General features: G+C 68.3%; 11 protein-coding genes and 1 pseudogene. 6 read left to right on the top strand and 6 right to left on the bottom strand.

Annotation, left to right across the window (positions count from 1 at the left end; all coding sequences use genetic code 11):
* Nucleotides 1-14 precede the first annotated feature (14 nt).
* Entirely contained in the window at nt 15-692 is a 678-nt protein-coding gene (locus tag PV646_RS00270) for an MBL fold metallo-hydrolase (RefSeq protein WP_500339407.1), read from the bottom strand.
* A gap of 139 nt (nt 693-831) precedes the next feature.
* On the opposite strand from PV646_RS00270, the pseudogene PV646_RS00265 reads away from it, so the two are divergent.
* A pseudogene (locus PV646_RS00265) lies at nt 832-1,791 on the top strand (acyltransferase family protein); the annotation flags it as partial.
* A gap of 47 nt (nt 1,792-1,838) precedes the next feature.
* Here the strand turns inward: PV646_RS00265 and PV646_RS00260 are convergent.
* On the bottom strand, nt 1,839-2,591 hold the full coding sequence (locus PV646_RS00260) for a maleylpyruvate isomerase family mycothiol-dependent enzyme (protein ID WP_500339406.1): 753 nt from the start codon (nt 2,589-2,591) through the stop codon (nt 1,839-1,841).
* Between the two features lie 225 nt (nt 2,592-2,816).
* Between PV646_RS00260 and uvrA the strand changes: the two genes are divergently transcribed.
* The 3 genes from uvrA to PV646_RS00245 all read left to right on the top strand — a co-directional run bounded on the left by uvrA (nt 2,817) and on the right by PV646_RS00245 (nt 6,473).
* On the top strand, nt 2,817-5,696 hold the full coding sequence (gene uvrA / locus PV646_RS00255) for an excinuclease ABC subunit UvrA (protein WP_500339405.1): 2,880 nt from the start codon (nt 2,817-2,819) through the stop codon (nt 5,694-5,696).
* Nucleotides 5,696-5,878 carry a hypothetical protein gene (locus tag PV646_RS00250; RefSeq protein WP_189159666.1) on the top strand — a complete coding sequence of 61 codons (183 nt, stop codon included), beginning with the start codon at nt 5,696-5,698 and terminating at the stop codon, nt 5,876-5,878. The genes uvrA and PV646_RS00250 overlap by 1 nt, the downstream gene beginning before the upstream one ends.
* Nucleotides 5,879-6,008: 130 nt before the next feature.
* Nucleotides 6,009-6,473 (top strand): SRPBCC family protein, encoded by a 465-nt coding sequence (locus tag PV646_RS00245; protein WP_500339404.1) that lies wholly within the window; start codon nt 6,009-6,011, stop codon nt 6,471-6,473.
* Here PV646_RS00245 and PV646_RS00240 read toward each other — a convergent pair.
* The 3 genes from PV646_RS00240 to PV646_RS00230 are packed head-to-tail and all read right to left on the bottom strand — an operon-like array spanning nt 6,470 to nt 9,553.
* A complete protein-coding gene (locus tag PV646_RS00240; protein WP_500339403.1) occupies nt 6,470-7,678 on the bottom strand; it encodes a vWA domain-containing protein in 1,209 nt (402 codons plus the stop codon). The two genes, PV646_RS00245 and PV646_RS00240, sit on opposite strands and share 4 nt — an antisense overlap.
* A complete protein-coding gene (locus PV646_RS00235) occupies nt 7,675-8,922 on the bottom strand; it encodes a hypothetical protein (protein ID WP_500339402.1) in 1,248 nt (415 codons plus the stop codon). Before PV646_RS00235 ends, PV646_RS00240 begins: the two co-directional genes overlap by 4 nt.
* 34 nt (nt 8,923-8,956) lie before the next feature.
* The gene (locus tag PV646_RS00230; RefSeq protein ID WP_500339401.1) at nt 8,957-9,553 is read right to left on the bottom strand and encodes a TetR/AcrR family transcriptional regulator; all 597 of its coding nucleotides are present in this window, start codon (nt 9,551-9,553) and stop codon (nt 8,957-8,959) included.
* A 75-nt stretch (nt 9,554-9,628) separates the two neighbouring features.
* Between PV646_RS00230 and PV646_RS00225 the strand changes: the two genes are divergently transcribed.
* Nucleotides 9,629-10,783, top strand: a complete 1,155-nt coding sequence (locus PV646_RS00225) for an FAD-dependent oxidoreductase (protein ID WP_500339400.1) — start codon at nt 9,629-9,631, stop codon at nt 10,781-10,783.
* A 73-nt stretch (nt 10,784-10,856) separates the two neighbouring features.
* Nucleotides 10,857-12,017: a hypothetical protein gene (locus PV646_RS00220; RefSeq protein WP_500339399.1), complete on the top strand. Its 1,161-nt coding sequence runs from the start codon at nt 10,857-10,859 to the stop codon at nt 12,015-12,017.
* A 45-nt stretch (nt 12,018-12,062) separates the two neighbouring features.
* Here the strand turns inward: PV646_RS00220 and PV646_RS00215 are convergent, their stop codons facing one another.
* Nucleotides 12,063-14,153, bottom strand: coding sequence for an alpha-galactosidase (locus tag PV646_RS00215; protein ID WP_500339398.1), 2,091 nt, complete (start codon nt 14,151-14,153; stop codon nt 12,063-12,065).
* Between the last annotated feature and the right edge of the window lie 90 nt (nt 14,154-14,243).

The raw sequence follows: 14,243 nt of genomic DNA, 5'->3' as shown, positions 1-14,243 counted from the left end.
CTCCGCGCCAAGAGTCACCAGCCTCGCGAACGCCACTCCGCAAGCGAAGGACGCTCCTTGCCGAGCGTCGAGTCGTCGCCGTGACCGGGGTAGAACCACGTGTCGTCCGGCAGCACCGCGAACAGCCGGTCCTCGACGTCGTTGATCAGCGACGCGAAGTTGTCGGCGGACGTGGTCTTCCCCACACCCCCCGGAAAGAGTGAATCTCCGGTGAAGAGGTGCGGGTGGCCCGCCGGGTCGTCGTAGACGACGGCGATCGAGCCCGGCGTGTGGCCCCGCAGGTGGATGATCGAGAGCGGGACTTCTCCCACGTTGATGGTGTCGCCGTGGTCCACGAGGACGTCCGGTGGGACCGGGAGGACGGCGGCGTCCAGTTCGTGCGCCACGGTGTTGGTGCCGTGGGCTCCCGCCAGTGCTCCGAGTGCCTGCCAGTGATCGGCGTGCTGGTGCGTCGTCACGATCGTGCGCAGCCTCGGGCGGTCCGGGCTGAAGCCCAGCAGGTCCGACAGGCGCTCGTGGTCGTTGGCCGCGTCGATGAGCAACGCCTCGTTCGTGGACCGGCAAACCAGCAGGTAGGCGTTGTTGTCCATCGGACCGACGGAGATCTTCGTGATGGTCAGGGCGTCCAGGGTGCGGCGGGACGCGGGGCCCTCTGGATCGACGTGACCGGTGTAGTTCTCGAGTACGTCCACGGTGGCTGACGGTAGTCGCTCGATGCGGCGGGACGCACACCTTCAGGTTGCATACAGGTCTCACTCATAGGGTAAGTAAGGATCAAGCCTTCAAGCCCGAGTACTCCGAAAGCACCAAACGAACAGGTCCCCGCCTCTCGTGATTCCAGCGCAACGACAGCAGCCCCGGACGGCCCGCAGGGTCAGCTGGGACGTCCTTCGCGTCGTCGCCATCGGGTGCGTGTTGCTCCACCACGCCACGCTCACGAGCGTCAGCAGCCACCCCGATCTCGGGCCGTTGCCGTTCACCTTCCCGATGTCGATGGGCGCCAGCACGTTGATGGTCGTCTCGGCGTTCTTCGCCTGTGCCTCGCTCGACAGCGGCAGACCAGGGCGGTTCCTGTGGAGAAGACTCGCCAGACTGCTGCCCGCGTACATGGCGGCGGTGCTGCTCACCTACGCGGTGCAGAGATGGATCGCGCCCGAGGGGTGGAGCCAGCTCGACGCCAGGGACGTCGTCTACAACCTGCTGCTGATCAACCAGTGGATGCCGGACGTCAACATCGTCGACTTCGCCTACTGGACCGTGCCGGTGCAGATCGCCGCGTTCATCGCCGGTGCCGTGCTCGTGAAGGTGCTGAGAGGCACACGGCTGCGCGTCTTCCTGTGGGCGCTCATCGTCACGCCGCTGCTGCTGCGGCCGTTGCTGGACCACTCGCACACGTTGTTCACCATCTACAACGGGTTCGCGCTGCACCGCGCGCAGTTGTTCGCCGCCGGCATCGCGATCTGGCTGTGGCACAAGGACAGGTTGAAGACGCCGCACCTGGCCGCGCTCCTCGTGGCCACCCTGATCGCGCAGGCGATTCACACGACCGAGTACGGATCGACGCTCGGCTTCGCCGTGTTGTTGCTCATGGTGTGCGCGGCGGCCGCGGGGCCCGATTGGGTGTTCTTCAGCCCGGTCGCCAAGCCGATCACGTGGCTCGCCGGCATCTCGTACGGCGTCTACCTGGTGCACCAGCAGATCGGCACCGTGGTGATGGACCGCATGCACGCCGTTGGGCTGCGGTCCTGGTGGCTCCTGGCCGGCTTCGTCACCTCGGCGCTGGTGCTCGGCTGGGCGATGACGAAGTTCGTCGAACGCCCCGCCTACAGGCTGCTCACTCAGACCCAGTCGGGCAGGTCCGGCAACTCTCCGCGCAGGTCGGACCCGTCGGTCCTGCCGGTCAGCCACCCCAGGACGGCGCTCGCCGACCCGCTGACGGAGTTGCGGCTGGCAGGGCCGTTGAGCGCCCAGATGCGCTGACTGCCGTCGGGCAGGGTCACCTCGATGCCGAACGGGTCGACCCTGCCCTCGAACTGCTTCACCGCGTCGTCGAGGAACTCCTCCACGAAGTCGGCGGGCAGGTCGCCGAAGCCGACGCCGGCGTTCAGGTCGATGAGGTGGATCCAGATCTCCCGCAGCCGGAACCACGGCACCGCGGACGCCGGGATCGTCTGGCCCTTGGGCGCGGTGACCTCCGAACGCCACGCGTGCGCCGGGAACTCGCGGCACGCGACGTCGAACCGCTGGCAGGCGGAGTCCAGGTCGGCCCTGATTACCTGGAGCAGCCGGTGGGAACCCTCCTCGATGTCGGCGTCCCGGTCCGCGCGCGAGGCGTAGGCCTCGTGCTCGACCCCGGTCTTGGCCCAGGTGAGCAGGTTCACCAACGCGTCGGCATTGCGCGCGAGGTGGGTGATGACGTGTCCGCGGGTCCAGCCGGGGAGCAGCGACGCGCCGCGCACGGCGGCCTCGTCCAGTTCCTCGACGACCTCGTACAGCACGTCCGTCGCCTCGCGCACCGCGGTGATGTGCCGATCCGGCACCCCTCGCGGCGCAGGTACGGACGTGTGCTGCGTGGACGGCGTGTAGGTCATGTGCTGCCTCTCCCCGACGTTGAGGCTCGTGATCGAAGCGTCCAGCCTATGGGTAATCCCAGCTCAGGGGAATGCGATAGCCACCGGAACCGTTTTTGTCGGGGGTGCGACCTAGCATGGTCGGCGGGTCGGTCGCAGCCTCCGAACCGATGCTAGTACTCTTCGAACGCTTGTTCGGGAGAGTGTGGCGTGAGTGACCCGCCGATCGCAGCCGAAGGGACCCCAGTGGCAGACCGTCTTGTTGTTCGCGGCGCCCGCGAGCACAACCTGCGCGGCGTGGATATCGACCTGCCGCGGGACAGCCTGATCGTCTTCACGGGGCTGTCCGGCTCCGGCAAGTCGAGCCTGGCTTTCGACACGATCTTCGCCGAGGGGCAGCGCCGGTACGTCGAGTCGCTCTCGGCCTACGCGCGCCAGTTCCTCGGGCAGATGGACAAGCCCGACGTCGACTTCATCGAGGGCCTCTCGCCCGCGGTCTCGATCGACCAGAAGTCCACGAGCCGCAACCCGCGTTCGACCGTGGGCACCATCACCGAGGTCTACGACTACCTGCGCCTGCTCTACGCCCGCGCCGGCAAGCCGCACTGCCCGCAGTGCGGCGAGGCGATCGGCAAGCAGACGCCGCAGGAGATCGTCGACCAGGTGCTCGCGATGGAGCAGGGCGTCAAGTTCCAGGTGCTCGCGCCGGTCATCCGCGGCCGCAAGGGCGAGTACGTCGACCTGTTCCAGAACCTGCAGGGGCAGGGCTACTCGCGCGCGAAGGTCGACGGTGTCGTCTACGCGCTCGCCGACGTGCCCAAGCTCAAGAAGCAGGAGAAGCACCACATCGCGGTCGTCATCGACCGCCTGAGCGTCAAGGCCTCCTCCAAGCAGCGCCTCACCGACTCGGTCGAGACGGCGCTGCGGCTCGCGGACGGCCTGGTCGAGCTCGAGTTCGTCGACCTCCCGGAGACCGACCCGAAGCGGATCAGGGGCTTCTCGGAGAACCTGGCGTGCCCGAACGGCCACCCGCTCGCGATCGAGGACCTGGAGCCGCGGTCGTTCTCCTTCAACTCGCCGTACGGCGCGTGCGTGGTCTGCACGGGCATCGGCGTGCGCAAGGAGGTCGACCCGGAGCTCGTGGTCACCGACGACGAGCTGAGCCTCGAAGAGGGCGCCATCGCGCCGTGGGCCGGCGGGCAGACGGCGGAGTACTTCACCCGGCTGCTGCAGTCGCTCGGCGAGACCATCGGCTACCGGATGGACACGCAGTGGCGGCACCTGCCCGCCAAGGCGCAGAAGGCGATCCTGCACGGCATCGACGAGCAGGTGCACGTCCGCTACAAGAACCGCTACGGCCGTGAGCGCTCCTACTACGCCAACTACGAGGGCGTCATCCCGTTCCTCGAACGGCGCCAGGAGCAGACCGAGTCCGACTACATGCGGGAGAAGTACGAGGGCTACATGCGCGAGGTCCCGTGCCCCGCGTGTTCCGGCACCCGCCTGAAGCCCGAGATCCTCGCCGTCACGCTGCACCACGGCAAGAAGGGTGACCGCTCGATCGCCGAGGTCTGCGCGATGAGCGTGTCGGAGTGCTCCGACTTCCTCGACGGCCTCAAGCTCGGCAAGCGCGAGTCGATGATCGCGGGCGCGGTGCTCAAGGAGATCCAGGCCCGCCTGCACTTCCTGCTCGACGTCGGCCTCGACTACCTCTCGCTCGACCGCGCGTCCGGCACCCTGTCCGGCGGTGAGGCGCAGCGCATCCGGCTCGCCACGCAGATCGGTTCCGGTCTGGTCGGCGTGCTGTACGTGCTGGACGAGCCGTCGATCGGCCTGCACCAGCGCGACAACCACCGCCTCATCGAGACGCTGACGAGGCTGCGCGACCTGGGCAACACGCTGATCGTCGTCGAACACGACGAGGACACGATCCGCGCGTCGGACTGGGTGGTCGACATCGGCCCCGGCGCCGGTGAGCACGGCGGCAAGGTCGTGCACAGCGGCCCGTACAAGAAGCTGCTCACGAACAAGGAGTCGATGACCGGCGCCTACCTGTCGGGCCGCAAGTCGATCCCGATGCCCGCCAAGCGCCGCAAGATCGACAAGAAGCGCCAGCTCACGGTCATCGGCGCGCGCGAGCACAACCTGCGCGGCATCGACGTCTCGTTCCCCCTCGGCACGCTGACCGCGGTCACGGGCGTGTCCGGCTCGGGCAAGTCGACGCTGGTCAACGACATCCTGGCCACGGTGCTCGCGAACAAGCTCAACGGCGCGCGCCAGGTGCCGGGCCGGCACACCCGCATCAACGGCCTGAACGAGGTCGACAAGCTGGTGCGGGTCGACCAGTCGCCGATCGGCCGCACCCCGCGGTCGAACCCGGCCACCTACACCGGCGTGTTCGACCACGTCCGCAAGCTGTTCGCGGCGACCACGGAGGCGAAGGTCCGCGGTTACCAGCCGGGCCGCTTCTCCTTCAACGTCAAGGGCGGCCGCTGCGAGGCGTGCGCGGGCGACGGCACGATCAAGATCGAGATGAACTTCCTCCCGGACGTGTATGTGCCCTGCGAGGTCTGCAAGGGCGCGCGGTACAACCGCGAGACGCTGGAAGTGCACTACAAGGGCAAGACGATCTCCGAGATCCTCGACATGCCGATCGAGGAGGCCGCGACGTTCTTCGAACCGATCAACGCCATCCACCGCCACCTGAAGACGCTGGTCGAGGTCGGTCTGGGCTACGTGCGGCTGGGCCAGCCGGCGCCGACGCTGTCCGGTGGTGAGGCGCAGCGCGTGAAGCTCGCCTCAGAGCTGCAGAAGCGCTCGACGGGCAAGACGGTGTACATCCTCGACGAGCCCACGACGGGCCTGCACTTCGAGGACATCCGCAAGCTGCTGGGCGTGATCAACGGCCTGGTGGACAAGGGGAACAGCGTCATCGTCATCGAGCACAACCTCGACGTCATCAAGACGTCCGACTGGATCGTCGACATGGGTCCCGAAGGGGGCTCCGGCGGCGGTATGGTCGTAGCAGAGGGCACGCCCGAGCAGGTCTCGCAGGTCGAGAAGAGCTACACGGGGCAGTTCTTGCTGCAGGTGCTCGAAAACGAGGAGGTGTCGGCAGCAGGGTGATGATTCCACTCGATGCGCTGGCCCACCGCGAGCGCGCCCTTCAGGCGTCGCGCGGGGAGCCCGTGGCGTACCCCTTCAGCCTCGTGGAGGCGCTCGACTCGTCGGAGCAGGCACTCCGTCGCGTCGCGGCTGTCAGCTGGTTGCGGACCCTGGAACGGCTTCCTCATCTAGTCGACAAGTGAACACCTGCGGCCTAGTGGGGCCCTGGAGTCCCGCTAGAGCCGTAGTACACCCGGTGGGGAATTTCCCGGTCGTCTGTGAGATTGGTCGAGGACCTGTCACTCGGACGAGGTATCCGGGATGATGGCGGCCGTGCCACTCAACCGCTATCGCTTCCACAGCGTGTGGCACGTCGACGCGCCTCCAGCCGATGTGTACGAGGTGCTGTCCGACATCGCGAACTACCCGCTGTGGTGGCGCGAGGTCCGGAAAGCCACGAAGATCGACGACGAGACCGGCGAGATCAGATGCCGGTCGTTCCTGCCGTTCGACCTCGTCGTGCAGGTCAGGCACAGCATCCGCAACCAGCAGGCGGGCCTGCTCCGGGCGACGCTGTCCGGCGACCTCGAGGGCTACGCGAGCTGGGAGATCACCGGCCGCGACGGGGGCACCGACCTCCTGTTCGACCAGGAGGTGGTGGTCAACAAGGCGCTGCTGAGGCGCCTGGTGCTGATCGCCAAGCCGTTCTTCCGCGGCAACCACGACATGATGATGCGCGGCGGCTTCAAGGGCCTCAAGCAGGCCCTCGAGGAGAAGGCCGCGAGCCGCGAGTCCTAACGCTCGTACTCACCGATGCGCACGACCTTCTGGTCCGTCGTCCGCGTGCACTTCAGCGGTGTGCCGGCGTGGGAGTAGCCGTCCTCGTAGGGCCAGGCGCACGACCACTCGGCGGTGCCCCAGAACAGGCCCTGCCCCTGAGGCTCACCTGCCTTGATCGCCGCCTCGTAGCGTTGGGTGATGTCGAGGGCCGCAGGACACCCGACCCCGTCGACATCGATCACCTTCGGCAGGCTGTCACGGCAGATGACCGGCTCACGCACGCAGCCCACACCCCACTGCTTCCACACCTCCTCGGGCACGGCGCCGCAGGAGATGTGGAAGCTGGACTCCACGAAGTGCCATGCCTCGTCCTTGAACTCGAACAGGACCGGCTGGACGATGCCGCCGAGATCGGGGGCGATATCCGCCTGAGCCAGCACGAAACGGTCCTGCCGGCAGTTCAGCGAGGTGAGGCGTGCGGGGAGTTGTTGCTGGTCCTTCAACGGGTGCAAGGGCTGGAGCACCTCCAGGGTCACCTCGTCGCACGCGGAGACCTTCACCTGCTGCGCCACCAGACCCGTCGGGATGGAGACCTCCTTCACCGCGGTGACGAGTTCGGCGGAGGTCTTGGTGAGACGGGGCTGCCCGGCATCGGACGCCTCGGCGATCGCACTGAGGACCTTGGCCTGCTCCGGGGTGAGCTGGTGCCCGACGAACCGGAAGCCGATCTTCACGCCGGCCCGCGCGGTGTGGTCGGCGATGATCGAGCGCACCTCGTCGGCACTCTTGCCGCACGCGTCGGCGTCGCCGCGGGCGATCACCACGACGTGGTTGGTCTCGGACCCGCGCAACGGGTAGGTGCGCGCGAAGTCGTCGATCGCGGCGAGGACACCGCTGAGCAACGTCGCCCTGCCGCTCGGGGTGATCGCGCGAACGGCGTCACCGATCTCGGTCGCCTGCCCTGTGCCGGGGGTGACCAGTTCCGAGGTGTTCGCGGAGTCGCACGAGCCGCCGAACTTCCGCAGCGCCAGCGAGTCGTCGGCCGACATGTTCGAGGCGGCCGCGCCGACGGCCTCGGCCACCTCGCGGAAGTCGGCGGACGACTCGGAGGCGTCGACGAGGAAGGTCGTGCGGTGGGCCGGAGTCAGGAACACCCACAGCCCGCCGGTGGTCAGGCCCAGCACCAGCACGACGGCTCCCGCCGCCAGCCACCAGCGTTTCACCGCGTTCCTCCCGGGCCCAGGGCGCGCAGTGCGGTCAGCGCGTCCGTCATGTTCCGCGCCTCGGCGTTGTACGCGTTGGCGGCCGAGGAGTAGACGGCGAGCGGTTCCGCGAGGTTCCGCCCCGAACGGGCCGCGCCGAGCAACGCCTCCGCGGCCTCGATCACCTTCTCCTGCAGTGCGCGCAGCCGGACCGCCATGTCCCGCATCCGGACCGCGTCGGACGACCCGGTGCGGCCGTCGAGGTCCTCGATCTGGATGTCGACGACCGCGTTCCTGGCCTCCGTCATCGCGGCGTCGGCGAGGTCGAACCGGCCGTTCTTGATCGCCTCGGTGGCCGAGTTGAGCTCGTCGACGGTCGGGTTCAGCACGCTGACGACCGCCTGCGAGGACCGCAGCACCGGCTCGATCGTGGTGAACCAGGCCAAGACGCGCTTCAGCTCTTCCGGTGAGTTCGTGAACGTCGGTTCCTGCTGCTCGAGCTGGGTGGCCAGCCGCGTCAGCTCGTCGCCGTCGTCGCTGACCTGGTAGCCGATGAACCGGAACTCGATCGACAGCCCGGCTGCCTCGACCCGGTCCCGGATCTGGGTCTGGACGAACTCGGAGTCGGGGTCGCAGGCGTCCTCGCCGTGCCTGGTCACGACGATGATCCTGTTGACCTGCCTGGCTTTCAGCGAGAGCGGCGTGGTGAAGTCGGCGACCGCCTCGACTATCCCGCGCTGCAACGTGGCCTTGGTGCCCTGCCGCACGGACCGCGCGGCCTCCGCGATCTCCTGCCTGTTGCCGGTGCCGAACCCGACGAGCTGCGTGGTGTTCTCCGCGGAGCCGCACTCGCCGCCGAAACTGCGCAACGACTGCGAATCGCGCTCACCCGAGTTCCCGACGACGGTCGTCAACGCGCTGGTGACACTGGCGAGGTCGCCTTCGGCGGCGTCGATCAGGAACGTCGTCTTGTAGATGGGTGCGAACATCGGGACGATCCACCGCACCACGACGAAACTCGTGCTGACGATCAGGACTCCGGCGAGCAGGACGACCAGCAGCCGCCGCACGCTCTTCGGCAGTTCCCAGAAGGTGTTCCACTGCCGGGCGTTGTCGCCGACGATGACGCCCTTGGCCTTGCCCAGGTTCACCGTGTACTTGGAGTCGGCGGGTTCCGCCAGTTCCCCGTGCGCCTTCTCGATCGCATCAGACGTCGTCGTAGGCAGCTTGTTGGCCGCGTCGACGGGATGCCTGATCTCGTCCATGCGAAAACGGTACAGAGTTTGGGGGGAAAGGAAGTCAGGTTCGCGCAGACAGGTGCCGCACGAGCAACCCCAGTTGCTGCGCGTACTTCGCCGCGAACTCGGGCGTCGCGGGATCCTCGCCGGTGATCTGGCCCGCGCTCTGCCGCAGCGTCAACGGCGCCGAGGCCGCCGCCATCAGGGCCAGCAGCAGGAACGCGGGGTCCATCCCGTCCGGCAGCTCGCCGGCGGCCTGACGCGCGCGCATCTGCTCCACCTGAGCCTGGAAGAACTCCTCGTCGGTGGGTGGGCTGTCGCCGGCCAGGTTCGCCCACGCCCACATGCGGCCGTGGTCGGTGAGCGTGGTCATCACGAACCCCGCCACCACCTCGTCCAGCGCCTGGCTCCGGCTCGCCAGCTCGGCCGCCGAGGAGTGCCAACTCGTGGCGAGCTCCTTGTAGATGCCTTCCTTGCCACCGAAGTAGTACGAGATGAGCTGCTTGTTGACACCCGCCCGCGCCGCGATGTCCGTGGTGCGCGTGGCCGCGTACCCCTTCGCGCCGAACTCCGCCGCGGCCGCCTCCAGCAGCAGGGCCCGCGTGCGTTCCGGGTCGCGCTTGCGTTCCGAGGCGCTGGGAGAGCGGCGTTGATCCACGGCGACACGGTAGCCGACGGCCTACTTTCAACCAACGGGTTGACTTAATCAACCAAGCGGTTGAAACTCGGAGGCATGAGGATCGCAGTGATCGGTGGGGGAATCGGCGGGCTGTGCCTGGCGCACGGGTTGCGCAAGGCCGGCGTGGACGTGGCGGTGTACGAGCGCGATCTCTCGCGCACGGACCGCCTGCAGGGGTACCGGGTGCACATCAACCCGCACGGTGCCGCTGCGTTGAGAGAGTGCTTACCGGCGAAGAACTGGGCGCGGTTCGAGCAGAGCGCGGGAGCGAGTGAGAACGGGTTCGGCTTCCTGACCGAGCAGCTCACGCCGTTGCTCGTGCTCGATCCGGACGAGGAGAAGCACTACTCCGCCAGCAGGATCACGCTCCGGCAGGTGCTGCTCGACGGGCTGGACGTCCGGTTCGGCAAGCGGTTCGAGCGCTACGAGCACAACGGTGGCGCCATCACCCTGCACTTCGAGGACGGCACGACCGCCGAGTGCGACGTGCTCGTGGGCGCGGACGGCATCCGTTCCCGCGTGCGCGGCCAGTACCTGCCGCACGCGGGAACCGAGGAGGTCGGGATCACCGCGGTCGCGGGGAAGCTCTTCCTCGACGAGCACGACTGGATTCCCGGGCGGCTGCTCATCAGGGCCAACTCGATCATCCCGACCAGCCCGTGCGGCATGTTCCTGGTGGCGCACGACGGGTTGGGCTACTCCGACGACGACGGCGTCCTGTTCGACAACGTGCGTCCGTACCTGATGTGGGCGTACGCCGCCAAGGACCTCGACATCACCAACGGCATGCAGTCCGAGGTGCTGAGGAGGATCAACGGATGGAGTCCTGACCTGCGCAGGATCGTGGAGTCCTCGCACCCGGACACGGTCAGCGAGTGGCGCATCAGGTCTTCGAAACCGATCGGGCGTTGGGAGAGCACGAACGTCACGTTGCTCGGCGACGCCATCCACGCGATGACGCCGATGAGAGGTGTCGGGGCCAACGTCGCGCTCAGGGACGCGCAGCTGCTCGCGCGGTGCATCGCCGAGGGCGGTGACGCGATCGCCCGGTACGAGGCGGAGATGTACGAGTACGGGTTCGCGGCGGTCCGTGACTCGCTGCGGGCCGCGAAGCAGTTCGCGGAGGGCGGCCCGGTCTCGCGGACCCTGTTCCGCACGGTACTCAGGACGGCCGCGGCGGTGCCCGCGTTGAAGCGCGCGATGTTCTAGAAAAAAGTTTGAACCGTTCTGGCCTCCTCTGCGTGTGTTGGGCGTTGGAGGGCCACGAGCCAGGAGGTTCAAGATGATCCGCAAGAGCGTTGCGGTCGTCGCGTTGGGGCTGATCTCGCTGACCGCCTGCGCGGGGACACCGGAGAGCAAGCCGGTGGCACAGCAGCAGGAAGGCGTTGTGGCGCTGAAGATCGCGGAGATCGCGGACCTCGGTCCGGTCGTCACCGACGACCAGGGGCTCACCCTCTACCGCTTCGAGGGCGACAAACCGGGAGAGTCCACTTGCGAGGGTGAGTGCGCCGCGAACTGGCCGCCCGCCACGGTTTCCGGTGAGAACTTCTCGGTGGAAGGCGTCGACCAGGGACTGGTCGGGTCGATCGTCCGCAAGGACGGCAGCCGTCAGCTCACCGTCGACGGCATGCCGCAGTACCGGTTCGCCAAGGACACCAAGCCCGGCGAGACCAAGGGGCAGGGCCTGCAGGGCAAGTGGTTCGCCACCGGCTCCAACGGTGCCCGCACCCAGCTCGCGGCACGAACCGGTGTCGTCGCCGGGCTCGGCGCGGTGCTGACCAACAACGCGGGCCTCACGCTCTACCGGTTCGACGGCGACACGGCCCAGCCTCCGACGTCCACTTGCGACGGTGGTTGCGCCGAGGCCTGGCCTCCGGTGGTCGTGGAGGGCGGCACGCCGCGGGTGAAGGGCGTCGACCCGAAGCTGCTCGGCACGGTCGACCGCGAGGACGGCAAGAAGCAGCTCACGGTCGCGGGCTGGCCGCAGTACACGTTCAAGAACGACAGCAAACCCGGTGAGGCCAAGGGCGCCACGGTGCCGAAGTGGTTCGCCACCGCCACGGACGGCAAGAAGGCCCAGCAGAACAAGGCGATCGCGTTGACCAGCGCGACCGTCGCGGATCTCGGCGTCGTCGCCACCGACTCCGACGGCATGACGCTCTACCGGTTCGACGACGACACCGCGGAACCGCCGACGAGCAACTGCTCCGGCGACTGCGCGGTGCAGTGGCCGCCCGCCTTCGTCAGCGAGGGCTTCCAGGTGCAGGGCGTGGACGCCTCGCTCGTGGGGACGATCGAGCGGGACGGGAAGAAACAGCTCACCATCGCGGGGTGGCCGCAGTACCTGTTCGCAGGGGACGAGGTCTGCGGTGATGCCAACGGGCAGGGTGTTGGCGGAAAGTGGTGGGCCACCAAGGCCGACGGAGGTCGCGCCGGCCAGTAGAGGGGAGAGGAAGGGCCCCGGCGGATCTCCGCCGGGGCCCTTCTTTCACTTGAGGCGCAGCAGAAGTGCCTGCTCCGGTTCGAGCACCGGCAGCTGGATCCCGACCTCCGAGAGCACGGAGCCGGGCAGGTCCACCGACGTCCAGTCCGCCGGTCGGCGCTGACACAGCGAGGGATGTCCGGCCGGAGCGTCGAACGACACCCGGTACGTCCGCGCGGGGTCGAGCCCGGGCAGCCGCACCCGGCGTGGCTTGTTCTGCGTCGACGTCGTGAGCTGCACGTACCCGAACAGCGCCTCGGACCGGTCGGGGGCGACGATCCCGTGCACCCAGGCAGCCGGGTCCGGGTGGTCGGAGTGCACCGTGACACCGGTGTGCACCAACGACCGCACGTCCTTGTAGTACTCGATCGAGGCCTGCAGCCCGGCACGTTCCTCGTCGGTGGCCGAGTTGATGTCCCACTCGATCCCGAAGTGCCCGAACATCGCCGTGGCCACCCGGAACGACAGGTCGTGCACGCGTCCGGTCGTGTGGGACTTGGTCGGCCCGACGTGCGCGCCCATCAGCTCCGGCGGCAGGAACACGCCGGTCCACCGCTGGATCAGCTGGCGCTCCAGGGCGTCGTTGCAGTCCGACGTCCACACGCGGTCGGTGCGCGAGAGCACCCCGAGGTCGATCCGCGCGCCACCGGACGAGCAGCTCTCGATCTCCACGTGCGGGTGCCGCAGCCGCAGTTCGTCGAGCAACCGGTAGAACGCGGCCGTCTGCTCGTGGACGCGCGAGCCGATCAGGTCGCGGTTGTGGTCCCACTTCACGAACGCGATGTCGTTGTCCGCCAGCACGGACGACACGCGGTCGAGGATGTACGCGTACGCCTCGGGATGCGCGATGTTCAGCACCTGCTGGTTGCGCGACGGCGGTGGCAGCACACCGGGGCGTGGCCCGAGCACCCAGTCCGGGTGGGCGCGGTAGAGGTCCGAGTCCGTGTTGACCATCTCGGGCTCGAACCACAGCCCGAACTCCATGCCCAGCGCGCGGACGTGCTTGATCAACGGAGTCAGCCCGTCCGGCCACACCGTCTCGTCGACGAACCAGTCACCGAGACCTGCGGAGTCGTCGCGGCGGTGCCGGAACCAGCCGTCGTCCAGCACGAACCGCTCCACGCCGATGCCGGCGGCGGTGTCGGCCAGCGAGGTCAGGCGCGCGAGGTCGTGGTCGAAGTAGACCGCCTCCCACGTGTTGAGCACGACCGGGCGCGGGCGCAGCTTGCGTTCCCGCAACTGCTGGTGGAACGCGGCACTGATGCCGTCGACGCCCTCGCTCGAGTACGCCGCGTAGATCCACGGCGACTCGTACTCCTGGCCCGCTTCGAGGAGGATCTCGCCCGGCAGCAGCAGCTCACCGCCGCCCAGGACGGGAGAACCGTCGACCAGGTTCTCCGCGTACGTCACGTGGTTGCCGCTCCACGCCACGTGCAGCGCCCACACCTCGCCGTCGCGGAACGAGAACCCCGGCGTGCCCGCCAGCAACCCGATCGTCGCGTCGTGCCCGGTGCGGCCGCGCCGGCTCTCGCGCACCCAGGACCCGTACTGCAACGCCTGCCGTTGTGGCGCGCGCTCGCGGCTCCAGCGGCCGGTGAAGTCGAGCAGTTCGGTGGCGTGCGAGGGGATGGGGAGCGCGGTTTCCAGGCCCTCCAACGAGTACGGCGTCTCGCCGTCGTTGCGGACGACGTGGCGCAGGCGCAGCATCCCGGACGGCAGCAGCTCCAAGGTGCCGGTCACGGTCAGTCCAGCGGCCTCGTCCGACGCCACGTACCGGAAGATCGAGTCGTCCTCGACGCCGAACGACGTCACCGTCAGCGCGGGCGCGAAGTCCGAGCCGCCGCGGTGGCCGCGCAGTCCGGGCCGGCCGACGTACCCGGCACCGGCGTCGGGCAGCAGCGCGAGCGGCACGGGTGCGTCCGGCGCGTTGTTCGGGTTGGTCCACGACACGGCGTCGGCCAGACCGCGCAGTGCGGTCTGGCCGACGTCTCCGAGCGTGCGCCCCCAGTGCGTCACGACCGGCAGGCTCGCGCCCGCGAGGGTGATGACGACGCTGGAGGTGTCGTCGTGCAGGTGCACGACCTCCGTGTTGCTCATGCGGGCCCCGTCCACATCAAACACAAATGAACATTGTGCCGATCCTCAGGTGCGGAACTCGCGATGTCAAGCGTTGGAGATTGTTGAGTT

The organism is Streptomyces sp. ID05-26A, from assembly GCF_033794685.1.
GTDB lineage: Bacteria > Actinomycetota > Actinomycetes > Mycobacteriales > Pseudonocardiaceae > Lentzea.
The sequence above is the reverse complement of the archived record's forward strand: the minus strand, read 5'-3'. Positions and strand labels throughout refer to the sequence as shown.